At 57.4% G+C, this 26,940-nt stretch carries 23 protein-coding genes; 15 read left to right on the top strand and 8 right to left on the bottom strand.

What is annotated here, in order from left to right; genetic code table 11:
- Nucleotides 1-45 precede the first annotated feature (45 nt).
- A complete protein-coding gene (locus ACTG3T_RS00195; protein ID WP_439100246.1) occupies nucleotides 46-255 on the top strand; it encodes a penicillin-binding protein in 210 nt (69 codons plus the stop codon).
- On the opposite strand, the gene ACTG3T_RS00190 is transcribed toward ACTG3T_RS00195, so the two are convergent.
- Nucleotides 252-1,547: a purine-cytosine permease family protein gene (locus tag ACTG3T_RS00190; RefSeq protein ID WP_439100245.1), complete on the bottom strand. Its 1,296-nt coding sequence runs from the start codon at nucleotides 1,545-1,547 to the stop codon at nucleotides 252-254. The genes ACTG3T_RS00195 and ACTG3T_RS00190 overlap by 4 nt on opposite strands.
- 15 nt (nucleotides 1,548-1,562) lie before the next feature.
- On the bottom strand, nucleotides 1,563-2,741 hold the full coding sequence (locus ACTG3T_RS00185; RefSeq protein WP_439100244.1) for a phosphoglycerate dehydrogenase: 1,179 nt from the start codon (nucleotides 2,739-2,741) through the stop codon (nucleotides 1,563-1,565).
- A gap of 200 nt (nucleotides 2,742-2,941) precedes the next feature.
- Between ACTG3T_RS00185 and ACTG3T_RS00180 the strand changes: the two genes are divergently transcribed.
- From ACTG3T_RS00180 to ACTG3T_RS00155, 6 genes are all read left to right on the top strand, one after another.
- On the top strand, nucleotides 2,942-4,228 hold the full coding sequence (locus tag ACTG3T_RS00180; RefSeq protein ID WP_439100243.1) for a serine hydrolase domain-containing protein: 1,287 nt from the start codon (nucleotides 2,942-2,944) through the stop codon (nucleotides 4,226-4,228).
- A 10-nt stretch (nucleotides 4,229-4,238) separates the two neighbouring features.
- The gene (locus ACTG3T_RS00175) at nucleotides 4,239-4,877 is read left to right on the top strand and encodes a hypothetical protein (protein ID WP_439100242.1); all 639 of its coding nucleotides are present in this window, start codon (nucleotides 4,239-4,241) and stop codon (nucleotides 4,875-4,877) included.
- A gap of 135 nt (nucleotides 4,878-5,012) precedes the next feature.
- A complete protein-coding gene (gene katG / locus ACTG3T_RS00170; protein ID WP_439100241.1) occupies nucleotides 5,013-7,274 on the top strand; it encodes a catalase/peroxidase HPI in 2,262 nt (753 codons plus the stop codon).
- A 182-nt stretch (nucleotides 7,275-7,456) separates the two neighbouring features.
- Entirely contained in the window at nucleotides 7,457-8,128 is a 672-nt protein-coding gene (locus ACTG3T_RS00165; RefSeq protein WP_439100240.1) for a DsbA family oxidoreductase, read from the top strand.
- A gap of 46 nt (nucleotides 8,129-8,174) precedes the next feature.
- On the top strand, nucleotides 8,175-8,498 hold the full coding sequence (locus ACTG3T_RS00160) for a hypothetical protein (RefSeq protein WP_439100239.1): 324 nt from the start codon (nucleotides 8,175-8,177) through the stop codon (nucleotides 8,496-8,498).
- A 55-nt stretch (nucleotides 8,499-8,553) separates the two neighbouring features.
- Nucleotides 8,554-8,742: a hypothetical protein gene (locus ACTG3T_RS00155; RefSeq protein WP_439100238.1), complete on the top strand. Its 189-nt coding sequence runs from the start codon at nucleotides 8,554-8,556 to the stop codon at nucleotides 8,740-8,742.
- A 47-nt stretch (nucleotides 8,743-8,789) separates the two neighbouring features.
- Here the strand turns inward: ACTG3T_RS00155 and ACTG3T_RS00150 are convergent, their stop codons facing one another.
- Entirely contained in the window at nucleotides 8,790-11,078 is a 2,289-nt protein-coding gene (locus ACTG3T_RS00150; protein ID WP_439100237.1) for a fatty acid cis/trans isomerase, read from the bottom strand.
- A 141-nt stretch (nucleotides 11,079-11,219) separates the two neighbouring features.
- Between ACTG3T_RS00150 and ACTG3T_RS00145 the strand changes: the two genes are divergently transcribed.
- On the top strand, nucleotides 11,220-11,372 hold the full coding sequence (locus ACTG3T_RS00145) for a hypothetical protein (RefSeq protein ID WP_439100236.1): 153 nt from the start codon (nucleotides 11,220-11,222) through the stop codon (nucleotides 11,370-11,372).
- 61 nt (nucleotides 11,373-11,433) lie between these two features.
- On the opposite strand, the gene ACTG3T_RS00140 is transcribed toward ACTG3T_RS00145, so the two are convergent.
- The 4 genes from ACTG3T_RS00140 to ACTG3T_RS00125 all read right to left on the bottom strand — a co-directional run bounded on the left by ACTG3T_RS00140 (nucleotide 11,434) and on the right by ACTG3T_RS00125 (nucleotide 16,284).
- On the bottom strand, nucleotides 11,434-12,309 hold the full coding sequence (locus ACTG3T_RS00140) for an alpha/beta fold hydrolase (protein WP_439100235.1): 876 nt from the start codon (nucleotides 12,307-12,309) through the stop codon (nucleotides 11,434-11,436).
- A gap of 51 nt (nucleotides 12,310-12,360) precedes the next feature.
- Nucleotides 12,361-12,894 (bottom strand): DsrE family protein, encoded by a 534-nt coding sequence (locus ACTG3T_RS00135; RefSeq protein ID WP_439100234.1) that lies wholly within the window; start codon nucleotides 12,892-12,894, stop codon nucleotides 12,361-12,363.
- 3 nt (nucleotides 12,895-12,897) lie between these two features.
- Nucleotides 12,898-14,655, bottom strand: a complete 1,758-nt coding sequence (locus tag ACTG3T_RS00130; protein ID WP_439100233.1) for a hypothetical protein — start codon at nucleotides 14,653-14,655, stop codon at nucleotides 12,898-12,900.
- 288 nt (nucleotides 14,656-14,943) lie between these two features.
- Complete coding sequence (locus ACTG3T_RS00125; protein ID WP_439100232.1) at nucleotides 14,944-16,284, bottom strand: Zn-dependent hydrolase; 1,341 nt, start codon at nucleotides 16,282-16,284, stop codon at nucleotides 14,944-14,946.
- A gap of 117 nt (nucleotides 16,285-16,401) precedes the next feature.
- On the opposite strand from ACTG3T_RS00125, the gene ACTG3T_RS00120 reads away from it, so the two are divergent.
- Entirely contained in the window at nucleotides 16,402-16,686 is a 285-nt protein-coding gene (locus ACTG3T_RS00120; RefSeq protein ID WP_439100231.1) for a type II toxin-antitoxin system RelE/ParE family toxin, read from the top strand.
- On the top strand, nucleotides 16,686-16,946 hold the full coding sequence (locus ACTG3T_RS00115; protein WP_439100230.1) for a helix-turn-helix domain-containing protein: 261 nt from the start codon (nucleotides 16,686-16,688) through the stop codon (nucleotides 16,944-16,946). The genes ACTG3T_RS00120 and ACTG3T_RS00115 overlap by 1 nt, the downstream gene beginning before the upstream one ends.
- A 54-nt stretch (nucleotides 16,947-17,000) precedes the next feature.
- Here the strand turns inward: ACTG3T_RS00115 and ACTG3T_RS00110 are convergent, their stop codons facing one another.
- The gene (locus tag ACTG3T_RS00110) at nucleotides 17,001-19,013 is read right to left on the bottom strand and encodes a prolyl oligopeptidase family serine peptidase (RefSeq protein ID WP_439100229.1); all 2,013 of its coding nucleotides are present in this window, start codon (nucleotides 19,011-19,013) and stop codon (nucleotides 17,001-17,003) included.
- 190 nt (nucleotides 19,014-19,203) lie between these two features.
- Here ACTG3T_RS00110 and ACTG3T_RS00105 point away from each other — a divergent pair, with 190 nt between their 5' ends.
- From ACTG3T_RS00105 to ACTG3T_RS00085, 5 genes are all read left to right on the top strand, one after another.
- A complete protein-coding gene (locus ACTG3T_RS00105; RefSeq protein WP_439100228.1) occupies nucleotides 19,204-21,108 on the top strand; it encodes an adenine deaminase in 1,905 nt (634 codons plus the stop codon).
- 125 nt (nucleotides 21,109-21,233) lie between these two features.
- Nucleotides 21,234-22,313, top strand: a complete 1,080-nt coding sequence (locus ACTG3T_RS00100; protein ID WP_439100227.1) for a HupE/UreJ family protein — start codon at nucleotides 21,234-21,236, stop codon at nucleotides 22,311-22,313.
- Between the two features lie 158 nt (nucleotides 22,314-22,471).
- Nucleotides 22,472-24,637 (top strand): PQQ-dependent dehydrogenase, methanol/ethanol family, encoded by a 2,166-nt coding sequence (locus ACTG3T_RS00095; protein ID WP_439100226.1) that lies wholly within the window; start codon nucleotides 22,472-22,474, stop codon nucleotides 24,635-24,637.
- Between the two features lie 50 nt (nucleotides 24,638-24,687).
- A complete protein-coding gene (locus ACTG3T_RS00090; protein ID WP_439100225.1) occupies nucleotides 24,688-25,665 on the top strand; it encodes an oxidoreductase in 978 nt (325 codons plus the stop codon).
- Nucleotides 25,662-26,894 (top strand): amidohydrolase family protein, encoded by a 1,233-nt coding sequence (locus ACTG3T_RS00085; protein WP_439100224.1) that lies wholly within the window; start codon nucleotides 25,662-25,664, stop codon nucleotides 26,892-26,894. The genes ACTG3T_RS00090 and ACTG3T_RS00085 overlap by 4 nt, the downstream gene beginning before the upstream one ends.
- Nucleotides 26,895-26,940 lie beyond the last annotated feature (46 nt).

Genomic DNA, 26,940 nt, shown 5'->3' with positions numbered 1-26,940 from the left:
TTACCGCTTCTTGAACTACGCCAATGGACAGGAAAACAGACTGCCATGACTGAGACAGAACTCACCGCCCTGAAAACCGCTTTTACTTTCATGCCTCAACCTATTGAAGTAACAAAATACGAGTATGGAGATCGCTATGAGCGGGTACTGGAGCAAGTGCAGCTCGTGCGCGACTGCCTTCTCGAGCAGGACATCGATCCCGATGAAGTTGCGGGAGAAATCAATCCGGACACCTCACCTAACTCCTACTACTAGTGCGCCTGCTCCCCGTTCCGCTTGCGCCCAGTAATCACAAACTCCACTGTGGAGTAGGCCACCATCGACAGTAACAGCGCATCAAGGGCACCGATGGTGGTAAGCGATGCCCCTGCGTAATACAGCCACGCGGATACAAGACCAGACCCCAGTGCGATAAGCACCGCGCTGACCTTGATGGCGGGGCGCTCGCTCAGATGCTGCTCTGAAAAATCCCGTCGTCCAAAAATGTAGAAATCCGCAAAATAGATGCCCGCGATGGGGGGAACCAGGAGACCCATGAGAATCAAAAAATCGATGAGCTGATCGGAGATTCCGACGATGGCGGCGCCAGTGCCCAGCACGCCCATGATGATCACGACCGAGCGGTAATTTCCCAAAGGGACGGACGCCCGCGATGCCAGAGCGGTGGAGTAGAGATTGATCACGTTGGTGGTCCAGGTAGCAAACACCAGCACCGCCAGAGCCAGCCCTCCAAAACCCATGAGCGTCATGTAGGTCATGGGCTCAAGCTCACCCCAGACGAGCACGGGAATCATGCCCACGATATAAGCGATACCCATGCCACCGCCCTGCCCCACAAAAGAGGCCACCACACAGTCCCGGGTCGTGCGCGCATAGCGGGTCAAATCCGGTGTGAGCACAACGCCGACAATGGCTGCTCCGATCACCGCAGAAACGCCTGTGGGCAGGTCAATGGCACCACTTCCGGGTATGTCCAATAGCTCGGCAAAAGCGACCTGTCGCAGTGACAACATCACAACCCCGGCAAGCGCCAGCAGTAAAAACGGCACTGCGATCAGTGCCAGTCGGTCGATGGCCTTGAAGCCATAAATGGTGGTGACGGTAACAATCAGACTGGAGAGAACGGTGTACATCCATTCTGGCAGCGCCAGGGTGGTGAGTTGCCCCGCAGCCAGGAACAGAGTGCGCCCAAAGAGCTCCGCCGTGACGGCATACCAGCCAAGGAGGAACACGCCAAAGCCGAAATTGATGAACTTGGCGCCCGCATAGCCAAAAGTATGCTCGATGATCATGTAGCTCGAGAGCCGTGTTTTGGCACCCACAATCGCTGCGGGAATAGACATGAGACTCAAAGACAGGGCCCCCAGGAAGGTGGCAATGATGGCTGCGCGCAGCCCCATACCCCGGGCAAGCTCGCCGGCGCTATACATCAGCGGCAGGGTGATGGAAATACCGATGAGCACGATGCCGATCTGCATTCCACTCACCGCCTGAGCAGGATCAACGGGGGTACGGGAGTCGGCGTCGTAAGCCAGAGCGTCAGCCAAGCTGAAAGACCTGCATCAGGAGTGGTTACAGGACCCTATCACACGAACGTTGATCACTTCGTCGATGGCGCGCAGCGCCTCGAGTGAGACATCGCTGGGACAAGCCTCCAGATCAATGATGTTGTAGGCGATATCGGCGCGGCTCTTGTTGAGCATGTCCACAATGTTGATGTCGTAATCCGCGATGATCGCGGTAATCTGATTGAGCACCTTGGGCACATTACGGTTGGTGATAGTGACCCGCACCGGCGTTGCGCGCGGCAGGGAAATGTTGGGAAAGTTTACGGAGTTGCTGATGTTACCGTGCTCCAGAAAATCCATGAGCTGATCGGCCACCATGATGGCGCAGTTTTCTTCCGCCTCGCCGGTGCTTGCGCCAATGTGCGGCATTTGCAACATCCCCGGATGGCGAAGTGTGTCCTTCGCGGGGAAGTCAGACACATAGCGATGCATGCGTCCTTCACTCAATGCGCGCATCACCGCGTCGTTGTCGACGATCTCCCCCCGGGCAAAGTTGAGCAGCACCAGCGACGGGTTTACGTTAGTCAGGAGATTATCGCTGACCAGTCCCCGGGTAGCATCCAGTACCGGTAAATGGAGACTGATGTAATCGGCGCGACTGAACAGGCTGCTGAGGTTATCCATCTTCTCCACGTCGCTGGAAAGACGCCAGGCAGCTTCCACACTGATCGCCGGGTCAAAGCCGATAACCTTCATGCCCAAGGCCAGACCCATATTGGCCACCAGGGAACCGATATTTCCCAGACCCACCACACCCAGGGTCTTGCCGATAAGCTCCGTACCCGCAAAGCGCTTTTTTTCTTTTTCCAGCAGAGGATCGAGACCATCCTGGGGCTCGAGGGACTCCACAAACTTCATGCCCTCGTAGATATCCCGGGAGCCCAGCAGCATACCCGCGAGGACCAGCTCTTTGACGGCATTGGCATTCGCGCCCGGTGCATTGAAAACGACGATCCCCTCCTGGCTGCAGCGCTCCAAAGGCACGTTGTTCACCCCGGCTCCCGCCCGGCCGACAGCTTTTAGCGTTTCGGGAAAATCCACATCATGGAGATTCTGACTGCGCAGGAGAAAAGCATCAGGATGGGGCAGCTCCCCCGCCACTTCGTAGTCTTCCCGAGGAAAGCGATTTAGACCCTTCACAGAGATGCTGTTGTAGGTGCGGATTTTGTACATGAGGAATTCGTTGCTCACTTGTGGAGCGCGGGATTGTAGGTCGAATAGCCTCGAGACCGCCAGACAGCATAAGATAGAAGCTCGATTGCTGGAGACTCGATATGCGTACAGCGCCACCGACAGAAACGGGCAGATCAACCGGGGTGCTCGGTAGATCGCCTTTTCACTTAGCGAACTGGCTGTCCCTTTGCACCGCTCTGTTGCTTGGACCTCTATCCGCCCTGGCCGCGACGGACCCGCACAGTGAGTTCAACAGCGTCACACCCACGAATTTCGACAGCGGCGGTGCCGTCAGCCTGCAGTTCCATCTCCACGCGGAGTCCTACCTGCACACCACAACCATTGCCCGCGGTGAGGAGCATCGCGAGCTTGAGCAAACAAGCGCCGCGGGGCTGGAAGCCCTGCCCGTCTTGGTCGACGGAGACGAGCTGACTTTTGCCGACTATGTCGCGGGCGATGAGCTCCTGGACAGCGTCATCGTTCTTCACGGTGGCAAAGTCGCTGTTGAAGCCTATCCAAAGATGGCTCCCGAAGAACGGCATTTTGGCTGGTCCGTCACCAAGGTGCTCACCTCAGCGGCGCTGGCGACCCTGGTAGCCGAGGGCAAAGTGGAGATGGAAGATTCCATTGAGCGCTATTTACCCGAGCTTGAATCCACGGCCTGGGCCGGCACCTCGATTTACGACATTGCCAACATGGCCTCCGGTATGGATTGCCGGGACAGTGACGGCTATCAGGACAACTCCACCTGTGTGTATCGCATGGAGGAGGCCCTGGGCATTACCGCGCCCACCGGACGCGATGAGTCCTTCACGGCTTTGGTGAAAGGGATGGGGCGGCTCCGTCCCGCGGGGGAGCGCAACGAGTATGTCTCTGCCAATACCAACGTACTGATGCTCGTCATCGAGCGCGTCACCGGGCAAAGCTACGCTGACGCCGTGGAGGAGAGAATCTGGAGCCGCATCGGCGCTGAATCGGACGCGCTGATGGCCGTGAGCGATGAAGGCTACGCCTATGCATCGGGAGGCCTCATGGCCCGCCTTCGGGATCTCGCGCGTTTTGGTCTGGTGTTTACCGACAGCGAGGACTTTCCGGATATCGCGAACACCATGATGGCCGACCTGAAGGCCGGTGGTGGAATCGCCAGAAGCAAAGAGCAACTGGAGTGGCTGAAACGAGATCACGGCGATGATCTTCCCCGCCGCGCAGGGTGGCAATGGGATCAGGTTTGGGATGACGGTGGCGCATTTAAGGGTGGATACCTGGGTCAGGGACTTTACGTCGATCCAGCCAGGGATCTTGTCATCGCCTGGTATGGCACCGGATTGGACTTTAGCGCCCAACAAACCGACATGCTGTCGGTCGCCCGCCAGGTCGCGGTCTCCGGTGTGTTTGCTTCGCGTGCCGACCCCGAGTCGTTAAAAGCGCTGACCAAGCTATCAGGACATCATCATCAGCACTCAGGCCTTGCCCTAGCGGGCGAATAGCAGAACAACCGTGAGACGCTTCAGACAACTGCAGGCCTGGCGGCGTCATGTCTTCACGGTGCTGCTCGTGGCAATTATCTCCGCCTGCAGCGACACCGTGGTGCTGGGAGATGGCGTGCTGGCACCCGAAGTACCACGTCAGTGGGCTATTGATGCTCCTGCTTTTCCCATGGGCGAATTTCGCCTTGCCCCCAGGGCGGGCTACGACATTACGGCGAAGGTACTGAGTAAGCGGCAATACCGCTGGGATGATCTCGCGGCCGTTGCCCCCTGGGATTTTGCCCTCGGCTGGGGGCCGCTATCCGATGAGGCAGTTTTGCGGCCCATCAAAGTCGCGCAGGGTGATCGATTTATGTTCTGGCATCTCTATGACGCCCCGATCAACATTGATTTTGTGAACCTATCGTCGGCGAATATTCATTTAATTCCAGCCAATGACAGCGTATTGCGTCAAATATCAGAAACACCTCAAGGTGCGATCGTTCACCTGACGGGAGAGTTGGTGGACGTGCACTTCCCCGACAACCGAGTGATTCCCAGCAGTCTCACAAGACGGGATAGGGGACCCGGCGCCTGCGAAATCCTGCTGGTTCAAACCATCACAGTGCGACAGCCTGATCCGGAAAAATCGATAACGGCGGCACTTTAAAAGCCAGTTCAATCGTATTTTTAGATCGAATTTTAATTTTTAATTCATTTTACTGTTCATCGATGATCTTCTACGCTGTGTGTATGTCAGGCAAGTAGCCTGACTTTACTTAACAAGACAGACGACGAGGATCATATGAACATGCTCAAGAACAAACTGTCTCTTTGCGTGGCAATGGCGGCAACGCTGACAGCCACTGCGCCCGCAGGCGCTGACTACGTCCATGGCGGCGAACCGAAAACAGTGCAGGACTGGTGGCCCCAGGCGCTAAATCTGCGCCCGCTGCACCAGAACGAAAACACCGCAAACCCCATGGGACCCAACTTCGATTACGCCTCCGCCTTTGCAAAGCTTGATCTTGCTGAAGTCAAAGCCGACATCGAAGCAATCATGACCACATCTCAGGACTGGTGGCCTGCAGACTACGGCAACTACGGTCCCTTCTTTATACGTATGGCCTGGCACAGTGCGGGCACCTACCGCACCATGGATGGTCGCGGTGGCGCCGGTGGCGGACAGCAGCGCTTTGAGCCTCTCAACAGCTGGCCCGACAACACCAACCTCGACAAGGCCCGCCGACTTCTCTGGCCGGTGAAGCAGAAGTATGGCCACGCGCTGTCCTGGGCGGACCTTATGGTTCTCACCGGCAACGTTGCCCTGGAAACCATGGGCTTCAAGACCTACGGCTTTGCCGGTGGCCGTGAAGATGACTGGGAGCCCGATCTGGTTTACTGGGGTCCAGAGTCCGTGATGCTGGCCGACGAGCGTTATTCCGGGGAGCGCGAGTTACAGAAGCCCCTGGCAGCGGTGCAGATGGGTCTCATCTATGTAAACCCCGAGGGACCCAACGGCAAGCCGGATCCCAAGCTGGCAGCTCATGACATCCGCGAAACCTTTGGTCGCATGGCGATGAACGACGAAGAAACCGTTGCTCTCATTGCAGGCGGACACACCTTTGGTAAAGCACACGGCGCGAAGAAGCCCGATGGCTGCCTGGCGGCGGAGCCCGCAGGCGAAGGCGTGGAAGACCAGGGCATGGGATGGAATAACAGCTGCGGTAAAGGCAATGCAGAAGACACCATCACCAGTGGACTGGAAGGCGCATGGACAGCCGCTCCGACCCAGTGGTCCATGATGTACCTGAGCAACCTCTACTCCTATGACTGGGAGATGACCAAGAGCCCCGCCGGCGCCACCCAGTGGGTGCCCAAGGACAACGGCGGTGCCAACACCGTCCCGGATGCACATGTCGACGGCAAGCGCCATCAGCCAATCATGTTCACCACCGATCTGGCGCTCAAGGAAGATCCGGCGTACCGAAAGATCACCCAGCGCTTCCTCAAGAACCCTGAGGAATTCGAGCTGGCTTTTGCGAAAGCCTGGTTCAAACTGACACACCGCGACATGGGCCCCATGGCTCGCTATGTAGGCTCTGAAGTACCTGCAGAAGCGATGATTTGGATGGATCCGATACCTGCAGTCGATCACGACCTCATCGACGCCGGTGATGTGGCGGAGCTCAAGGCGAAGGTTCTGTCGTCGGAGTTCACTACCGCAGAGCTTGTGCGGACCGCTTGGGCGTCGGCCGCAAGCTACCGCGATAGCGACATGCGTGGTGGCGCTAACGGAGCGCGAATTCGTCTTGCGCCCCAAAAGGACTGGGAAGTAAATGACCCCAGGGAACTCGCCCGCGTGCTCAAGCGCCTGGAGCGTATCCAGAAGGACTTCAATAAGTCCCAGCGTGGTGACAAGCAGGTATCCCTCGCTGACGTCATCGTGCTGGCCGGTGCCGCAGCGATAGAGCGTGCCGCTGAAACCGCTGGCTATGACGTCGAGGTGCCCTTCACCCCCGGTCGCACGGATGCGAGTCAGAAGCAGACGGATGTGAACAGTTTTGCCGTTCTCGAGCCCAAGGCCGATGGTTTCCGCAATTACTATAGTGATGCGGCTTACCGACAGCCTGCGGACGCGCTTCTGGACAAGGCCGATCAGCTTGACCTGTCCGTGGCGGAGATGACCGTCCTCATCGGTGGCATGCGCACGCTGGATGCCAATGCAGGCGGGTCGGAGCACGGGGTCCTCACGGACGAAACCGAGGCGCTCGATAACGACTTCTTCACTAACCTGTTGGACATGCGCAACGTATGGCGTCCGACCAAAGACAATCCCTACGTCTACGAAGGCAGGGATCGTGTCACCGGCGAGATGCGCTGGTCAGCGACCGAGGTGGACCTGGTGTTCGGCTCCAACTCTGAGCTCCGCGCGATTGCCGAGGTCTATGCCTACGACGGTGCCGAGGAAGTCTTCGTCCACGACTTTGTGGATGCCTGGAGCAAGGTCATGAAGCTGGACCGCTTCGACCTTAAGGGTGGGGACAGCATGGTAGCCGCTAACTAAGCAGCGGCATCGACCAAGGCCTCTGACTATCCGGTCACGCCTTTTTCACCGTAAAAGCGCCCTCACGGAGTGGGGGTGCTTTTTTTTGCCTCGATTTCTATGCCTTTAGCGTCATAAGCAGGAGGGATGTATCATCCACCATCGTTTTTTACGTTTTCTGCCTTTGGCGAAGGGTAATTCCGATGTCTTTGAGCTCTGCAGATAAACCCACGATCCATTACTTCACGGACATACTCTGCGTCTGGGCCTGGATATCACAGCGGCGAATCGATCAGCTCTCGGAGGAGTTTGCTGGCCAAGTTACCATTCGCCATGCCTTCGTCGACGTGTTTGGCGACACCGCTAACCGTATTGGAAGGCAATGGGCAGACAAGGGCGGCTATGAGGGTTTTGGTCGGCATGTCATCGAGTCTGCCGCGGACTTCGAGGAAGCAACGGTCAGTGATGACATCTGGAAAACTGTGCGCCCAAGGTCATCCGCAGCATGCCACACGTATATCAAGGCCGCAGGACTGGCCCATGGTGATGATGCGGCCCGTCAGCTCGAACGCGAATGTCGCGGCGCTTTCTTCCAGCGGACACTGGATGTTAGCGACGCCAAAGAGCTTAACCAACTGGCGACCGATGCGGGGCTGAATCCAATCTTGATCAACGAGCAACTGGAAAACGGCGCCGCCCTGGGCGCGTTGATGGCAGACTATCAGGAAGCCAGGCGTATAGGCGTCACGGGTAGCCCGTCTGTTGTCATGAACGACAACCGTCAGACGCTCTTCGGTAATGTGGGCTACCGTATTTTGAAAACCAACGTTGAGGAGTTGCTGCGACGGCCGGCTAATGAGGCCAGCTGGTGCTGACACTCAAACCCGATCCGGTCGCGGATCTACCGTACAGGCACTATCAGTGCCCCGCGTAGAAACCAGCTCCTACCAGTTAATGAAGATCCATATCTTGAACGCTGTGGATCTATCAAAGGATGCTGTGCACATATACGTCGGCATGGCGGTGTTTTTAATCGCCATCGTTACCTGGCACCGGGGCCGCATTTGCTGGGCAAGTCTGTTACCCGTTATTGCGATAGCTGCGATCATGGAAGCACTCGATTTGCATGATGATGCGCGATCCTTTGGCTATCTCCGCTGGGGTGCCAGTGCTCACGACTTTGTGAACACCATTTTTTGGCCGACTTTAATTGTGCTTGTCGCCAGACTTCGAGGGCTCCGATAAGCGCCGCCTGCAAGTATCACATCCAAAAGCATCCAACTCCCGCTACACTAATCCTATGGAAACGCTGGAAGATAAACACGCAGAGCTGGATGTCCTCCTTGCGCGAATAAAACGCAAGCAGCGAATACATCATGCCTATACCCTGGCTGTGCTGCTGCTGGGGATCATGGCAGGCTTTGTGATTGCACAGTGGTACATCGACCCCGTCACCGTGATCCCACCCTGCGGAGGCATGCAGGTCTAGGAGGGATTGGCGGGAGGCAACTCCCTGAAGAAAAACCCAAGCTCCTGCTAGCGATTCTGGTACCGGTTGAGATCGAAGAGGCCGGCCTCCAGGGGGTGACTGCTTTTGTACTGCGCAGTGAAGTCATCGCTAAGCTTCCAGAACCAGGGTGCCGTGCGGCGCACACCAAACGCCTCCACCAGAGCCGTGTAATCATCCGGGCTTGCAAGGGACCGGAGCGCTTTGCTGAACTTGGGCAATTGCGCCTCGTTAATCTGGAAAAACATGTTGGGATAGGCGCCGACAAAGCCCTCGGTCACCGTGAGCGAGTCCTCCTCGGGTAAGCGTCGATCCTCCTCTGCAAAGAGCTGGGCATTGTTACTGTGAGCCCTGTTCGCAATCAGGCTGTACACATCCGCCTCACCACGGGCGCTGAGCACCTGTAGAAACGACACTTCAGGCAAGAAGCTAAAAGCCCTGCCCTGACCCTGCATGAGTGCCTCCAGAGTTTTTTCATTTACCGCATAACGATCATTGCTTGCAGAGGGGATACGCGCTTTGAACATCGCCATGAGTTCGGACCTGGTGTCATCGGTCTGAAACTCGATGGCAGAAGGCCGTTCAAATTTCTCGAGCTTAGGGGACACAATGTACTTCTTTACATCGTCCTTCGCGCCGCGATACCAGTGGTTCCGTACCGCTTCCCGTTCGCCGTCCGGCAAGAACAACAAAAATGCCTGCTCCCCCTCCATACGTAAAAAGTCCATATAAAGGCGACTTTCCAGTTGGTGGCCAACCGCGCCGTACACATCAAAACCCGCAACCAGCAGATAGTGGATTCGCTCCAAAAGTGAGTAGTCGATCACCCACATCGTTTCGGGCTGCTGACCTACAAACCCCTTCACCACCGTTGCGCTGTCAAAGTGGCGGAACACAGTCAACGCTGCGTTATCATTGTGCTCTGCACCGCCATCCCAGATCAGGTCCATATCCAGTCTCAGACTTTCCTGGTCTACAACCTTCGCTACCGCCTTCGCCTGGGCCCTAAGAAACTTTTGCTGGCTCTTTGCATAGCCTCGCCACTGCAGTGCGGTAATCGCTAAACTGCCCTTAGCCTGGGGGAGGCGCATTTCCTGCGCCTCCGCCGCCAGAAAGTCGGCCTGCTGCTCCGGATCAACGCTGTTGGGGCGAACAAAGGCTACCCAGAAGTGATCATCGATGACATTAAGAGCCACCTGGCCGCGACAGACGGGACCCTTGATATAGGCCATGATCGTAAAATGCGCTTCTTCGAGCATAAAACGATAGCGTGCTTCCACAGGGAGCTGCTGGAAATTCATAAAGGGATTAGAGGCGTGCTTTCCTTTATAAGAAGGCAACGATGTCACCTCATATTCCGGCTCCAGAAATAGTTGTTTCCAGCGATCCATGCGCTCCGCACTTAGGGCGTAGGGCATGTGTCGTTTGGCCAGACGGCTGATGTAGCGCGACTGCAGGCGATAGTAGAAAGTGTCGGTGCCGGGCTTGTCGTAGGGACGCCGCGTGGCAATCAAATCGATGGGCTGTCCCGGTGCGGTGCGTGAGCGCACGAGCTTGTACCAGGTGGGGTCAGCGCCCAGTTCTTCAAAATACAAATCACCAATAAACAGGTGTTCAAAAATATAGCGGCTCATTAGCCGTGATTTGTTATCCGGTGCGTTGAGGAAGGTCTCCCAGGCATCGACAGCACGTAATTCGTCATCGGAACGCGGGGGTACCGGCTTGCCCGGCGCGCCCGCATCCAGCCATTCGGTCAGCAGCGTCTGCCTGTCGGCATCGAGACCGGGGAATCCGTAGGGCATACCCTGCAAAGGTCGCTCGTCGCGGTACTCGGCGAACTCATCGGCCTTAGGGCAGCTCTGATCTCGGTTCAAACTAAAATCAAAGGTATCCGGGAGCTTTCCTGAGCTTGACGAGGGGTTTTCTTCCTTCAGCTTCAGCATCTGATACATCACGCCCTGATGCGGGTCAGATTCATCTACGACCGGAAAAAAGTCCTTCTCCCGCCATTCCTCGACGCTCCGTGCATCTTCATACAGACGGGTAAGATTTGCCGGCAGCAGTCGCGCACCGTTATACACCTTGTCCTTGCTGGCGCCCCGCTGCAGCCCGATCCAGGCGTCCATCTTGAGCTGGCAGGGCGCATCGTAGCAGCCGTGACAGACCATGCACCGCTGCTCGATTACCGCCTTTACCGGTGCAGGATAGTCCTCTGCGATGAGAGTCTCTGAGTGCGCCTGCACGCCCCCCAAAAGAAAAGCCGGCAACAGCAAACACATCAGCGGCCCAGGCTTGAGAGTACGGCGCAATAAAGACAAAAGCACTTCCATAACAAAAATCGACATCCGAGCAGTGGGTCGGAGGGCTCGCGCGTCGCCAAGCCATTGGGCTCAAGTATAAAGCGATCACGCTATTCGCACAGGGAGACGCTTGCTCCACACTGTGTTTTGAAAACGCGGATGGTCCCTCTTAATGGCATTCAGTGCTACACCCTCGCAGCCGATGCGGGAGCCCCAAGGCGACGATGGCGCGTCACCCTTCTCGGGGTGCTCATGTACTCGCTGGACGGCACCCTGGCACTGGAGCAAATTCCGGTGAGCAGGCCCGTTTAAACGAGGCTGCTGCGGCGCGGCTGGAGGACCATAGCGACGACAGTAGCGAAAACAGTAAACCCTACAGCGTCGCCAAAAAGGTTTCGTAGGCTGCCAACACCTCCTTCGGCGCCTCTACCTGCGGGTAGTGTCCCACTGTGGGCAAATGGTGGATAAAAAAATCACTGCCGAGCAGGTCTTCAAAGCGTTTCACCATATGGCTCCCCGATACGGGGTCCAGGTTACCGTTGATCAGACCAATGGGGCACATCGCCGAAGAAAGCGCCCCGACCCATCGCTCACGATGCTCGATGCGATCGCTCATGTAATGAATCAGGCGATGAACGTTGCGCCGGCCACCGTCCCGGTCAAAAAGCTCATAGAAGGTATCAATTTCTTCCTGGCTCGCCTTGGTTTCACCAAAAATGTGATCAAAGGACTTGCTGAGGCTTTTTCTGGTAAGCGCATGGCGGAAGATAAAACCGATGGGGCTTTTAAGCAGTTTCTGAGCAAGCACCGCGTGGTGGGTCTCGGGAAACAAGCCGCCATTTAAAAACATACAGGACTGCCACTTACCGACGCCCAGATTTTCGTTTTGCCGCGCGAGCATTTCCTGGGCAACGGTATCTCCGTAATCGTGAGCCAGTACGTGAAACTGCTCCAGGCCCAGCCCATCGGCCAGGGCCTCGCAAAGATCTGCCTGCTCCATAATCCGATAGTCGTGAGGTGTGGGTTTAGCGCTAAATCCAAAACCCAAAAGATCCATGGCCACCAGACGATAGTGCTGGTTCAGCGTCGGCCAGATTTTCCACCAGTCCCAACTGGAAGTGGGGAATCCATGAATAAGCAGAATCGTGCCGCGGGACTCCTCCACGGCCTCTTCATCGACATAAAAAACCCTGTGACCCAGCAACTCGGTGGTTTTGCCCCGCGCCAGCCACTCATCCGCCGTTGTCATTATCCGCTCTCCTTCCAGGGGCCATTATCAGGGTAAGTGCTGGACTATTCCCTAGGGACGAAGGGAATAGCCCTGCTGTTGCAGAAGTACATGCGTCGTCGTGGCTGAATGGGTCATTTCCACACCCGGCAGCAGGTCATCGGGTGAGATATCCCGAGAAACAGCGTTCTGACCGCAGTACAACACCTTTACCTTGTAGCCCTGAAGAATACCCAAAAGCTCGGCATTGGGATTCTTGCCGCCGTAGGCGTCGTCATTGAGCAGGTCTCTGTGTGCCGTGCCGTGCACTACCAGAGCAATGTCCACGTTTTCGGGAGGAATACCATTGGCATGCTGCAGGTTGAGAAAACCTGCGGCGATTTTAAAGCGGCTGTTCACCTCACCGGTAACCCCACCATCCACCACATCGATCGCCAGTTTAAAATGCGTATCGGCGGGTAAGGGTTTTGCGGTGGGCACATCCGCGAATCGGCCATAGCCCTTGATGAGACCGCCAGAATGAAAGTCTTCCGGTCCGGCCATCACGCCCGGAGAAAAAACCAGCGCTGTGGATATCACCGCCCACCAAGCTGTCATTATTTTCATTTCTCAATACCTCCAGCTACTCAGGTCAGCACCCTCGGGCGCACTGTCCTCAATCCGCTTGAGGATCCGGGGCACGTACATCCAGTTGTATCGTAAGCGCGATAGATGATTGCCGTTCTCCTGATCCCCGTTCCAGCAGTGCTCCGCACGATCACCGTAGTCCACCTCGCCCGCATAATAGGGGTCGGTAGTGCTCTCCAGAAACTCCTCCACGAGGTACACGGCGTTATTGAGATAGTAGTTATCCATATCGCCCGTATAAATATGCAGCTTGCCCTCGAGCTTGGGACCTAGCGTTGCCCAGTCACGGTGCAGGATGTAGCTCAGGTCAAAGTTCTCTTTCCAGTAAGCGGCGATTTCCGGATCGATGTCGCCGGTCGCGGGATCCCACAGGTCTGCCGGGTAGCCGTCGTCGTCCATGGGGGAGAAGGTTGCCTCCCAGATATCAAACTGTTGCCCCGAGCGATTGCGGTCACCCAATACTCGCTCCAGATCATTTTGGTCCTTGATACTTGCCGTGACGTTACCCAGATAATCCCGTCGTCCGGGACGGGGGATCTTCTGAAAATCGCTGGGGTAGTAGTAGGCGTTGCTGTCCTCGTAGATATTCATAGTGAGGTAGGCACGGAAATCGATGGGATCCGGGCAGGCGACAAAGGCGCCGTTGAACTCATCGGGATAAAACATCTGCGTTGCCATGGCCTCCCAACCACCGGTGGAACCACCGTAGGTAAAGCGCGCCCATCCCTCGCCAATGCCCCGGAACTGCTCTTCGATAAAGGGAATCAGCTCGTAGTTAATCGCATCACCATAGGGCCCCTGACTCGCAGAATTCACCGCATAGGAATCGTCGTAGTACGGCGTGGGGTGTTGAATCTCGATGGCCAAAAATCGCGGGAAGTCATCGGCTATCCAACGGAGGTAATTATTGTGTGCCTCCTCCTGCTGAATGATGTTGTATCCCTCCATGGAGAAACGTTCGCTGTAAACGGGCTCAAGATCAGGATCCGGCGGCTCCGGTCGAAAGGCGCCAAAGTCGCTGGGGAAATGACCGTGAAAGACCATGAGCGGATAGCGTGCCTCGGGATGCTCCTCAAAACCCCGGGGCAATAGAACGTGCGCGCCGAGGTACACATCCTCGCCCCAGAACTCCGACAGCAGCTCGCTCTTCATGCGCACATGCTTGATGAACTTGGTGTCTTCGGCAGGCTCAATGGGGTCTATCTGCTGATCCATGACAATCTCGTATTTCCCGTCGGCGGTGATATCCAGTGCCACGGGCTCAGAATAGAAATTGCCCGGTTTACGATTCCACTGTTGCCCTTCGCCCTGATCCGGAGACAGGCTCACGGTTTTGCCGTTACTCAGCGTGAAGTCCTTGTAACGATTCAGCAGCGCCTGCACGTAGTAGCGGCCCGGCGGCAGGTCGGCGAGGGTGTTGATAGGGAATCCAATATGCGCGGCATCAATGGGCATGTCGGACCCGGCAGTCCAGTCCGACACATTGCGACCATAGACCAGCTGGGTGTCCAGAGAATTATCTACCAGGAAGCGCGGCTCATCGCGGTCGGTGTTGGACAGGAGAAGGAGTAAGCGGCCGTTCTGGGGAGCATCGCCCAAGGATGGATCAAAGCGGATATGGAAAGATGGTCCCGTGGCTGTTTGTGACGGTTCCGGGTTAACCGTGGTGTCACCTGAACAGGCTGTAAGCAAGGCAAGGAGTGCACAAGCCGATAGCAAGCGGTTGAAAAACGGTGTCATGAGTATGCCTCTGATTTACGAGCATTGAACACTACCGCATCGGCTGGAGCACCGCTATGTTCCTCTGGTGCCCGCCGGAATCCTACTCAGTGAGGGTTACGGTCAGATCCCCGGCCTGAAGCTTTGCCCTAAGCTTACAGCGGCCCCTGCCCTGCTCCCAAAGCACCTCGGAGCCCACCAATAGCTTGCGTTCATCAAAGACCTCGCCTTCGGGAATTTGCAGACTGGCATCGCCAATGTTGGCATCGAATTTGACGCCCTAATCGATCTACTTGTCGTATTCACAACTTATTGCGCGTCCAGTGCCAAAATGGTGTGCAGCAAAACACTGGCACCGTTCGCCATATCCTCGGGCGAGGTGTACTCGTAGGGCGAGTGGCTGATACCGCCCTTACTGGGCACAAAAATCATGCCTGTGGGCGTGATCTTCGCGAGATCCTGAGCGTCATGGCCCGCGCCGGATGGCATACGCTGGTAGCTGTAGCCAAGCGCCTCCGTGGACTCGGCTATGAGATCGCGGATTGCCGTATCTGTGAGCGCGGGCGGTGAGGCCACATCCAATTCCGTGAAGCTGATAGAAACCTCTGCGGATTGTGCAATGTCCACGGCCTGAGCCTGGATCAGATCGAACAGCTGCTGCATTTTATCGGCATCAAGGTCGCGGATTTCGAGACTCATCACTACTCTGCCGGGCACCACATTGGGGGCGCCAGGAAACGCCTCAATACGCCCCACCGTTGCCACCTGCCGGCCCTCCAGCTCCGTTGCAGTGGTGTTGACCGCAATGGCCAACCGCGATGCCGCAACCAAGGCATCATTCCGCTGACGCATGGGCGTCGTGCCACCGTGGTTGGCTACGCCTTCGATGGTAACGTCCCACCAGCGGATACCGACGATGCCCTGCACCACGCCGACCTGTAGTTGTTTTTGCTCAAGGAGCCCCCCCTGCTCGATGTGCAGCTCCAAAAAAGCGCTTAATGAGTCGGGCGTCCGCGCGGCTTCTGCAATGCGCGAAGCATCACCGCCGACACGCCTTAGGCCCTCACGGATCGTAAAACCGCTGTTGGAGACCACGTCCATGGCATCCTCGGTGAGCTTGCCGATCATGGCGCGACTGCCAACCAGCCCTCCCTCTTCGTCGGTAAAACTCACGACCTCCAGGGGATGCTTCGTAGTGATGCCCGCTTCATTGAGAAGTTCGACAACCTCCAAAGCACCCACTACGCCAACCTGACCGTCGTAGTTTCCACCGCCGGGTACCGAGTCGATGTGCGAACCAAAAAGAATCGGTGCGAGGTCATCGTCGCTCCCCGCCCGCCGGCCAATGATGTTGCCGGCGGTGTCAGTTTTCACTTCCAGACCCAGAGACACCATCTGCTCTTTGAGCCAGGCACGCCCCGCCAAATCAGCGTCGCTAAAGGCGACACGGCTCACGCCACCCTCGGGGTTGGTGCCAAACTTGCGTAAAGCTTCGATGCGCGATTGCATGCGGTCGGGGTCGGCGCGGAGCATGTCGTCGGCGACCGTAGCGTTACTGAGAAACGACCCCAGTAAAAGAAGAGCGCCACAGGCGCCGTTGCGGATAACACCACGGTAAGGAAATGCGCTATAAAAAACCTGCCTAATCATAGATGAACGCTCATAGATTCAACCAATATTTATGGCTAGCAAACATCAATGCCGCCGAGACACTCATCATACGCCCACAGGGTTGACATATCTAAATAGATATATATCTTTTAAGCAATGTGGTCAGTATTTGAGCATAAGCGTCTGGATAAACAGCTTGAAAAAGCGCCTCTTGAAGTCCAAAAGCGCTACGAAAAATGGAAAGACGTGGTTGAGCTGTCTGGTCCAGATGGATTAGGGCTAATTCGCGGATTCAGAGACGAGGCGCTCCGTGGCAAGTGGAAGGGCTACCGCTCGTCTCGGTTAAATAAACAGTATCGGGTTATTTACAAAGTTCAGGGCGACCGATTAGAGGTATTTGTTGTAGACGTCACACCCCATGATTATCGCAGGAGGTCCTGATGAGTGAATTCAGCAAAGCAACACGGAGAGTTGTAGTCTCTCCCGGAGAGTCCGTGAGGATTATTAGGGAGCTTCAGGAGCTCAGTCAGACACAGCTCGCAAAACTAACGGGTATGCCGCAATCGACTATTTCATCAATTGAACGGGGACGTGTGAATATTGGAGTTGATCGCGCGAAAACGCTCGCTCGTGCTTTGAGGTGCCACCCCGCCGTGCTTGTCTTTCCAGGGTGGGACACCAGAACGGAGTCTGCTGCATAGAGGACCCCAGAGGCGCCCACATTAAAGCCTGTGGCACGCCAAGCCGGCAGAGACCTATTTCAGATAGTGATCAAACCACGCGAGCCATCGCTCAAAGCGATCCACCTGAAACGAGGGCCGGCGAATACCGTGGTGCTCATCGGGATACACGACCAACTGGGTTTCTTTCCCTAAACGCTTCATGGCGAGATACATCTGCTCGGAGTTGATGATAGGTACGTTCCAGTCAACTTCTCCACCCATCCATAGTGTCGGCGTCGTGATGTCTTCCACCTGCCAGAAGGGTGACAGCGCGTCCCAGCGCTCGCGGTTCTCCCAGGGCAGACCAAACTCCAGCTCGTACATCAGCTGATACTGATCGTGACCGTAGTTAGCGGGCACAAGGCCCAGGCTCGCGCCCGAGGACGCCGCTTTAAAACGCGTGCTCTGGGTGATCACGTAGTTGGTGAGAATGCCGCCGTAGGACCAGCCCCCGACGCCCAGGCGATCGGGATCCACAATGCCCATCTCGATGCCATGATCTACCGCCGCCAATACATCCTGCACATCCTTCTCGCCCCAGGCAGCGACGGTGCCCTTGGCAAAGTCCTCGCCATAGCCTACGGATCCGCGGGGGTTGGGCATGATCACTACGTAGCCGTTTGCTGCAAAGAGCTGCGCCGTGCTTCGAAAGCTATAGCTGAACTGAGCCGCAGGGCCGCCATGCAGCCAGAGAATGGTCGGGTAGCGCTTACCCTCTTCAAAGTCGGGGGGCCGCACATAAAAAGCTTCTACAGTGGTGCCGTCGGCGCTTTTGAAGGCCTGCTTTTCCACGCTTGCCGGCATAAGCGCATCAAACACTTCACCATTAACGTTGGTGAGATTACTGAGCACGCCGTCATCGTAGGCATAAATCTCCGCAGGCCTGTTCGCCTGCTCGACGCGCACCACGGTGCGACCACCTGCTACCTCGAGGTCACGCACGGTGACCGGTCCATCAAGCTCACGTTTGAGATCCGTGCCATTACTGGCGATGGACGCAAAATGCACCTGCCCGCTATCCTCAAGGCGAAAACGGATCCGCTTGCCGTCGGCGCTGAACCGGGGATCAGACACATTGCGATCCAGCTCCGCCGTCAGCAGACGCCGCTCATAGTTATCGACCGGCGTTACCGCCAGGTACTGCGTTGGAGTCAGTGCAGAGCCACCGACATCGGGTCCCGTAGAACTCACATAGGCAATGCTTTTGCCATCGGGGCTCCAGGTCGGTGAGCGCTCTTTACCTTCGCTGTCGGTGACCTGAAAAAGCCTGGGCTCTTCACCCGTGAGATCAACACGCCAGATGTTCGAGCCATAGTGCAGGTCAGGCTCTTCGGAGCGATCACTGACAAAGGCAATGTGCTGGCCGTCGGGACTCCACACCGGATCCTCATCGTCATAATCACCAAAGGTCACCTGCACGGGAGCTTCGTCGCCGAGTGTGTAGGTGTAAATGTGCGTGCGGCGACGATCGAGGTAGCCCGTGTAATCGCGCTTGAACTGTATGCGATCGATGACGTGGGGCTGCGGCCGATCATCGTCGTCCTCGTCCTCGCTCATCTCGGCGGCGGTCATATCTTTAATCTCGAGAAGCAGGCGACTGCCATCGGGGGACCAGGCATAGCCGCTCACGCCCTGTTTTACATCGGTGACCTGCATGGCGTCTCCGCCCAGACGGTTGAGGCTCCACACCTGCGTCTCGGCATCCTCTCCGCGACTTGCGGTAAAGCTGAGGTATTTGTTGTCGGGACTCCATCTGGGGCTGCTCGCCGAACTATCGGGTGAGGTCATGGGGATCGGCTCGCCACCGTCCGTGGACACCATCCATAGCTGCGTCCGGGACTTGTCTTCCTCCAGGTCTTTTTGGGTAACGGTGTAGGCCACCCATTGCCCATCGGGGCTCACCTGGGGATCACCCACGGATTTGATGGCCATGATGTCGTCGATAGTGAGCGGATGCTGGCCGCCCTCTGTCTGAGCGAAAAGAAGGGTAGAGAAGCTCACAAAGGACAATAGAAAAACAGACAACCCAACGCCAACAGTGCGCATAGCAACGACCTCGCGGAATCATTAAGCAGGAATAGGCCAAATCATAGCAGCACTTTTAACGCTGTCTAATGACAGGTCGGCGGAAGCGCCCAGGGACCGTTCCAATGACGATCAGCAGGCTGAATGGGAAGCCCGAAGCGAATGGCTGGGCTATGATAACCGCGCGCTATCAATTTTCATGGAGACTCTTATGCGATTCATGCGACTCGCCCTGCTCACCGTCCTGATGATCGGTGGCAATGTGCTTGCCCAGCAGCTGCCCGGCTATCGCGAAGAGACCACGGTGTTCTCTCCTGAAGTGGAGACCCGCAGACAACTGCTGCAGGTGTCCCTGGGCCGGGCGCCCGCCGATTTACTCATCCGCAACGTCACGCTCCTCAACGTCTTTACCGGCAACTGGGAGTCGGCGCAGGACATCGCCATCTCCGGCGACCGCATCGCCTGGGTAGGCAATAGTGGTGACTTCACCGGCAAGGCGCTGACCACCCGGGATGCAAAAGGTCTCTGGGCCGTACCCGGCTTTGGCGAATCGCACAAACACATAGAGAGCAGCTACCTCACGCCGGAGTACGAGGCAGAACTGGTCATCCCTTTTGGCAGCACCTGGACCGTGGAAGGCTCCCACGAAATCTCCAACGTCGTGGGCAACAACAACGTTGATTTCTGGCTCTATGCTGAAGATGCCGGCAGTCCGCTAAAGATTTTTCCGGCTGTGGGGTCTGCTACGCCTCCCACCGTTTATGAATCGGGTGGCGGCTATTACGGTCACGATGAAATGGCCGCTTTTATGGAGCGAGACCTGCGCGTGGTGGGTTTAGGCGAAGTGATGGACTGGACGTCGGTCAGCGAGCTGGACGCCCCGGGCCACGCGCGCATCTGGGGCATGATGCAGGCAACCCGTCAGAGTCGCGGGGTGATCGAGGGACACGGTGCGGGCCTGGTGACGGCGGCAGAGATCAATGCCTTTGCGGCGGCGGGGCTGTCCTCGGATCACGAGGTTCGCCTGCCCGAAGAAGGGCTGGAAAAACTCCGTCGGGGGGTCTTTCTCGAAGTCAAAGTCCGCGCCATGCGCGATTTGTTCCCCTACCTGATTAAGGAAGGCATCAGTGACTGGAGCAATATCTCCGTCACCACCGATGATCGCGATGTGCACACCACCACTCAACTGGGATCCATGGATTACAACATTCGCTCGGCCATCAAAGCAGGGGTTCCCACCACAATCGCCTATCAAATGGGCAGCTACAACACGGCCCGGCACTTCAACATTGATGATCGCGTCGGGAGCATCGCACCGGGGCGCTTCGCGGACATTGTGCTCCTCACAGATCCCGACACCGTTGCCGTAGAGTCGGTTTATGCCAGCGGCAGGCTGGCAGCGCAAAACGGCAAATACCTCCTCGACGTACCCAAGATCGACTACCCCGCCTGGGCCACCAACACCGTGAATGTTGGACGTAAGCTCACGGCAGCGGACTTCGCAATGCCTGCCCCCGAAGGCAGGGCGACGATGAATATCGCAGTGTTAGAACCCTTCTACTTCAAGCCGGAGCTGCCCATCGACACCCTGGCGGTAAGTGATGGCGAACTTCGCGCGGATCCGGCCCGGGGCATCAGCAAAGTTGCCATGCTCGATCGCTACCACGGCGACGCCGCGCTATCGACCATGTTCTGGCGCAATGTAGGCCCCCTGTCACCCAACTCCGCCCTCGCCAGCTCCCAGTCCCACGATCTCCACAATATCTGGGTTCTTGGGAACGATGACGCCGCCATGGCGCTCGCGGCAAATACCGTCGCTGAAATGCAGGGAGGCTGGGCGCTGGTTCACAATGGAGAGCTGGTGGCCACCGTTCGCCTGGAGGTCGCAGGACTGGTATCCCAACGATCAGTCACCGAGGTGGGCACGGAGGTAGAGGCGCTGTTCAATGCCGCGGACCAAATGGAGTGGATCGGCAACCCGGGACTACCGGAGCGTATGCGCTTTGCGTTTCTCACCGCCTCACCCTGGAAGTGGCAATTAGTAGCGCCCTACAAAGATAACCCCGGCGGACTGGTGAACATCACCACGGGCGAGACCCATCCCGTCGCCTGGTGATGCAAAAAGGTCATCCTTTTGCGCGGCGGTTTGCTCTGCTTCTTGCGCTATTGCTAGCTCTGTTGCTAACTCTTTTCCTAACTCTTTCCCTAACAACAGCCAGCGCCAACGCGCATCTTCTCAACATGTCGCGATCATCGGTGTCGGTGTCGACAGATGGCAGCGTCACCGCCGAGCTCGCGCTCGACCTGCTGGCAACTGCCGGGAGCCGCGAGTCTTACTGGTCCTGGAGTCAGCGGAGCAACCCTCTTGGCGACAGCGGCATCGCACAAGCGCTGGCACCCCTCCCGGATGCGCTAGCACTTACCGCCAACGGCGAACCCGTCGCCCTGACGCTTACAGAGCTGCGGCTTCCCGACGCATCGCAGGAAGAGTTCCTCGACCCTCTGGGCTGGCCACGCAGCCATCTGCAACTTGTGGGCACCCTGCCTGAATCCGTTCAGGCGCCGGTTACCCTGCAAATTACCTATCTCGATGGCTTTAGATTTGAAGAACCCATTGCGAACACGCTCATTGATGAGGCGAGTGGTCGCAAGCAAACGCGATGGTTGGTAAGCGGTCAACGCTCCCCCGCGTTTAACATCCTCGGCGCTGGGCCTGCAGGGTCAGAGCCTGCCATCACAGAAAACATGGACGATACCGCTGCAGAGGCCCGAGCCGTATTTACAGATCTGTTTATCACCGGCTTCCGACACATTTTTCCCGACGGCGTGGATCATCTGTTATTCGTAGCGGCGTTGTTTTTCGGGTCGGCATCCTTTGGGGGACTCGTGGGCATCGTAACGCTATTTACCCTCGCGCACTCCCTGAGCCTGGCCCTCACGGCACTGGGTTGGTTTAGCGCACCGGCGTCAATCGTTGAACCGCTGATCTTGCTGAGCATCCTGTGGGTGGCCATCGCCAATCTCAGGGGCCGCGCCAGAGCACATACGCGCTATCCGCTGGTGATTTTTTTTGGACTCATACACGGACTGGGGTTCGCTTCGGCGCTACGTGAAATCGGCCTCCCCGCCGACTTTCTTGTAACGGGCTTACTGGCATTCAATCTGGGAGTAGAAGCGGCGCAGCTCCTGTTCCTTTTCGACCTGGGCATCCTGGCGCTGTTGCTCTCGCGTTTGTTTTCCGATGCCACAAAATGGAAGCAGATCGGCTCCGCAATGGTCATCGTTATTACCCTGGGCATCGCGGTCACGCGTTTTTTTTAGGGGCAGTAAATGGCACTGTTCAAGAGGCGATTGTCATCCTAGACTGGGGGCCTAACTAACAATAAGGCCTATTTAGAATGTCCAAGTTTTGTCCCTTACAGCCATCGATCGCTGCCAGCCACAATGCGTTAATCCGCCGAAGCAAGCGAGCTTCATCGATGGCCAAAACCACGGCCCTGGTCCTACCGCTGCTTTTTCTGGGGGCCTGCAGTAAACAGAGCGAAGAAGCCGTCGTCGCACCGGCAGAGCCCCCCGTTGAGGCCTTTGCTGATGTCACTACCCAGCGCATCATCGATACTCGTGCCAGCGAAGAATGGCTTACCTATGGCGGCAGCTATGACGAGCAACGACACTCCTCATTGACCGATGTTAATCGTGAGAACGTTGCCGATCTGGGCGTTGCCTGGACCTACGAACTCAAAACCAATCGTGGCGTAGAAGCGACGCCCATTGTGGTCGATGGCGTGATGTACGTGACTTCCGCCTGGTCCCTGGTGTACGCCCTGGACGCCGAGACCGGAGAGGAGCTTTGGGTCTACGATCCCGAGGTCGACAAGGCTGTTGGCGTCAACGCCTGCTGTGACGTGGTGAACCGGGGTGTCGCGGTCTACGAGGGACAGGTGTTTGTCGGGGTGATTGACGGGCGCCTCGAAGCGCTGGATGCAAAAACCGGCGAGCGCAACTGGAGCATCGTCACCGTCGATCAATCCAAGCCCTACACCATCACCGGGGCACCCCGGGTGGTGGACGGCAAGGTGCTCATCGGTAACGGTGGCGCCGAGATGGGTGTGCGCGGCTACCTGAGTGCTTATGACGCAGACTCCGGCGAGAAAATCTGGCGCTTCTATACGGTCCCCAACCCCAACAAGGAACCGGACAACGAGATTTCTGACGAGGTCTTTGCCAAATTTGCCAACGATAGCTGGGGTGATGAGGGCGACTGGGTTACGGACGGCGGCGGCGGCACCGTCTGGGACTCCATTGTTTATGACGAGGTCAACGATCAGATTATCTTTGGCGTCGGCAACGGCTCTCCCTGGAACCGCGATTTTCGCGACCCTTCAGGCGGCGACAACCTATTCCTGTCATCTATTGTTGCTGTGGACGCCGAGACCGGGCGCTATCGCTGGCACTTCCAAACAACCCCAGGGGACAACTGGGACTACACGGCAACGCAGAGCATCATCCTGGCAGATCTGCCCCTGGGTGAATCCGGGGCACCCATGCGCGTCGCCATGCAGGCGCCAAAGAACGGTTTCTTTTATGTTGTTAACGCCGAAACCGGACAGTTCATTTCTGGCAGCGCTTTTGGTCCGGTGAACTGGGCGAAGGGTCTGGATGAAGCCGGTCGACCTATCGAAGCCGAAGGTGCTCGCTACGGTGCAGCTCCCGTAGTGCTGTTGCCGGGCCCTCTGGGTGCGCACAACTGGCACCCCATGGCCTTTAACCCCATCGAAGGCCTGGCGTACATCCCCGCACAGGAAATCCCGCAGGCCTACGGTGCGGATGCGCGCTACGCGAGCAAAACTACCGGCTGGAACACCGGTGCCGATTTCGCCGCCCTGGTACCTGCCGAGGTCAGATCGACGGACATCAAGGCGGCGAGAGCCACCCTTAAAGGGCGACTCATCGCCTGGGATCCCAAAACACAACAGCCCCGCTGGAGTGTGGAACATGCCAACGCATGGAATGGCGGCGTGCTGTCCACCGCAGGGGGATTGGTCTTTCAGGCGCGCCTGGACGGTGAATTCTTTGCCTACGACGCGGCAACGGGTGAAGAGCTCTGGTCTTACAACCTGCAATCGGGCGCCAATGCGGGGCCCGGCACCTACTCTATCGATGGCACGCAATACGTCGCCATTACCTCCGGCTGGGGCTCTGCCTTTGGGTTGAGCGCCGGCTTTGCTTACGACGACAAGGTAACTGCCACACTGGGAAAGGTCGTCGTATTCAAGCTTGGAGGCACAGGCGAAATACCAGCGCCCGACCTCCCCGTTGTTGACCGCATGACCACAGCGGTTGCGTTTGGCGACGAAGAGACAATCAATGCAGGCTTGGTGCACTACGCGCGAAACTGCGCTGTCTGCCACGGTCCCTTCGCGATCAGCTCCGGTGTGCTACCCGACCTTCGTTGGTCGCCCATTACCACCAATGCCGAAACCTGGAAAAGCGTCGTGCACGATGGCGTTCTGGCCAAGAATGGCATGGTGTCATTTGCTGACCACCTTAGCGAAGAGGATGTTGAGGCTATCCGCGCTTACGTGATTTACCAGGCAAGGAACGATATGGCAGAGCGAGAAATGGCGTCGGCGAACGATGACTAAAGCCCTGTCCTGGCCTCCTTTACAGTAACCGACAACAGGAGGAGTCTTCGATGACCACAGCCCAAACGCCTATGGACTCAGGCTTTGATCGCAACAGTACGGCGCTGGAGGTCATCGACGGCATCGATCTCTCGGGCAGGCAGGCCATTGTCACCGGCGGTTACTCCGGGCTTGGGCTGGAGACCACCCGGGCGCTGGCCACTGCCGGCGCCAATGTGCTGGTGCCGGCAAGACGGCCTGACCATGCTTGGGCAGAGCTTGCGGTATACGCTGACTTGCCCGGTGACATTAATGTCGAAACTCTCGATCTGGGCGATCTTGAGTCGGTCAAAGTCTTTGCCCAGCGTTTTATCGCAAGCGGTAAAAGCATCGATATCCTCATCAACAACGCCGCAATCATGGCCTGCCCCGAGACTCGCCTTGCGCAGGACCGCGAAGCACAGTTTGCGACGAATCATCTGGGGCACTTCGCCCTCACACGGCTCCTCTACCCTGCGCTCAGGGCAAACGGTGGGGCACGCGTTGTCTCCCTGTCGTCCACGGGACACAAACTCTCGCCCATCCGCTGGGACGACCTGATGTTCGATAAAGACGAATACAGCAAGTGGATCGCCTATGGTCAGGCAAAAACCGCCAACAGTCTTTTTGCGGTAGAGCTGGATACTCGGGGAAAAGCCGATGGCGTTCGCGCTTTTGCCGTGCACCCGGGCGGCATCATGACACCCCTGCAGCGTCACTTACCCAGAGAAGAAATGATTGCCATGGGCTGGATCGATGAGGCGGGCACGGTAAACGCAATCTTCAAGAGTCCCGAACAGGGCGCCGCCACCAGCATCTGGACAGCCACGGCACCCGCCTTGGAGGGTCACGGCGGGGTGTACTGCGAAGACTGCGATATAGCCGCCGAGACCGTAGCGGGGAGTGATACCGCGCGATTCAGCGGAGTCGATGCTCACGCTGTTGATCCCGGTGAAGCAAAAAAGCTCTGGGCCTTATCGGAGCTGCTGACAGGAACCGACCTGGCATGACCATCAGAACCATTCTGTCGCGCCGGCAACTTCTGCTCGGCGCCGCCGGTGGTCTCGCCTTGTCGGGCATTCCCGGATGCAGCGATGAAATAGCCCCGGGCCGCTACACCCAGACCGACATCGACCACCTTGCGAATCAGCGCAGGCGGGAGACCGAGCAGAAGGGCAAAGGTCCCTATGGGGTTCATCGCTATGCCGGTTACCGGGGGCTGGCGACGCTCCCCTGGTTTGACACCGATGACGGAGGACAGCTGATCTGCGTTGATGACAGCCTGCCGGGCATCGTCGATGTGCACGCGCATCTGGGTATGTCGATTCTCTTCAAACCCCAACTGGACCTTTTGGCAGCAACGCCGCGGACGCGGCATCTTCTGGATTGCGACGGGAGCAAGCCACCCTGTGAACTGGATCTGGATATCTACGTCAACGGCAACTTTTCACCGGAAGCGCTCAAACAAAACGAAAAAGTGCTCACCACCCAGGGCCTCTGGGGCAATGACGTGGTGCGCAGCCACACCATTCCCAACCTCATCGCAGAAATGGATGCCATGGGCGTGAAGCACTCCTTCGTACTGCCCATCAAGCTGGGACTGCCCTTTGGCGACGACCTCACAGAACAGTGGGAGAGCGCCATAGCGCTGGCAGGCGCGGGCGATCGTCTGACCAGCGGGTGCTCCGTTCATCCTCGCGATGAGGATCGCGTCGAGCAGTTGCGTCGCTACGCGGCAGCGGGGGCAAAGCTGGTAAAACTTCACCCCACGGTGCAAAAGTTCTATCCGGATGATCCCGGTCTCATGCCCTTTTACGAAGAAGCACAGCGCCTCGGCATCGTGGTGTTCTTTCATGGGGGGCGTGCAGGCATCGAGCCCGAGTCCAGCCAACCCTTTGCCGTACCGCGGCATTACGCCCGCGTCCTTGACGATTTTCCGCGCTTGCAGGTCATTCTGGGTCATGCGGGGGCACGGGACAGCGACGCCATGGTAGACCTCGCGGTAAAACATCAAAACGCCTGGATAGGCATTCACGGGCAGGGCATCACCAGCCTGGAACGAATTATTGAAAAGACCGGCGGCGAACGCCTCCTCTTTGGCACCGACTGGCCCTGGTACCACCTGGGTGCAACGCTGGCCAAAGTCCTTATCACCACAGACACACCACAGCGCTCGTCCATCCGTGACGCGATTCTGCAGGGCAACGCCAAAACTTTATTTCCTGAGTTACTGGGCTAAGCTGCAGTGGGGGCAAAAAACTTTTGTCCAACTTCGGTCCAAATTT

Source organism: Congregibacter sp. (assembly GCF_965660375.1).
Classification (GTDB): Bacteria; Pseudomonadota; Gammaproteobacteria; order Pseudomonadales; family Halieaceae; genus Congregibacter.
This window is presented reverse-complemented; position numbering and strand designations above follow the sequence as displayed.

Coding starts and splice junctions, on each gene's coding strand:
- ACTG3T_RS00130 (WP_439100233.1), bottom strand. CDS start 14,655: ATGACACCGTTTTTCAACCGCTTGCTATCGGCTTGTGCACTCCTTGCC.
- ACTG3T_RS00135 (WP_439100234.1), bottom strand. CDS start 12,894: ATGAAAATAATGACAGCTTGGTGGGCGGTGATATCCACAGCGCTGGTT.
- katG (WP_439100241.1), top strand. CDS start 5,013: ATGAACATGCTCAAGAACAAACTGTCTCTTTGCGTGGCAATGGCGGCA.
- ACTG3T_RS00085 (WP_439100224.1), top strand. CDS start 25,662: ATGACCATCAGAACCATTCTGTCGCGCCGGCAACTTCTGCTCGGCGCC.
- ACTG3T_RS00165 (WP_439100240.1), top strand. CDS start 7,457: ATGTCTTTGAGCTCTGCAGATAAACCCACGATCCATTACTTCACGGAC.
- ACTG3T_RS00140 (WP_439100235.1), bottom strand. CDS start 12,309: ATGACAACGGCGGATGAGTGGCTGGCGCGGGGCAAAACCACCGAGTTG.
- ACTG3T_RS00110 (WP_439100229.1), bottom strand. CDS start 19,013: ATGCGCACTGTTGGCGTTGGGTTGTCTGTTTTTCTATTGTCCTTTGTG.
- ACTG3T_RS00120 (WP_439100231.1), top strand. CDS start 16,402: ATGTGGTCAGTATTTGAGCATAAGCGTCTGGATAAACAGCTTGAAAAA.
- ACTG3T_RS00185 (WP_439100244.1), bottom strand. CDS start 2,741: ATGTACAAAATCCGCACCTACAACAGCATCTCTGTGAAGGGTCTAAAT.
- ACTG3T_RS00100 (WP_439100227.1), top strand. CDS start 21,234: ATGTCGCGATCATCGGTGTCGGTGTCGACAGATGGCAGCGTCACCGCC.
- ACTG3T_RS00125 (WP_439100232.1), bottom strand. CDS start 16,284: ATGATTAGGCAGGTTTTTTATAGCGCATTTCCTTACCGTGGTGTTATC.
- ACTG3T_RS00145 (WP_439100236.1), top strand. CDS start 11,220: ATGGTCCCTCTTAATGGCATTCAGTGCTACACCCTCGCAGCCGATGCG.
- ACTG3T_RS00090 (WP_439100225.1), top strand. CDS start 24,688: ATGACCACAGCCCAAACGCCTATGGACTCAGGCTTTGATCGCAACAGT.
- ACTG3T_RS00115 (WP_439100230.1), top strand. CDS start 16,686: ATGAGTGAATTCAGCAAAGCAACACGGAGAGTTGTAGTCTCTCCCGGA.
- ACTG3T_RS00095 (WP_439100226.1), top strand. CDS start 22,472: ATGGCCAAAACCACGGCCCTGGTCCTACCGCTGCTTTTTCTGGGGGCC.
- ACTG3T_RS00155 (WP_439100238.1), top strand. CDS start 8,554: ATGGAAACGCTGGAAGATAAACACGCAGAGCTGGATGTCCTCCTTGCG.
- ACTG3T_RS00195 (WP_439100246.1), top strand. CDS start 46: ATGACTGAGACAGAACTCACCGCCCTGAAAACCGCTTTTACTTTCATG.
- ACTG3T_RS00105 (WP_439100228.1), top strand. CDS start 19,204: ATGCGATTCATGCGACTCGCCCTGCTCACCGTCCTGATGATCGGTGGC.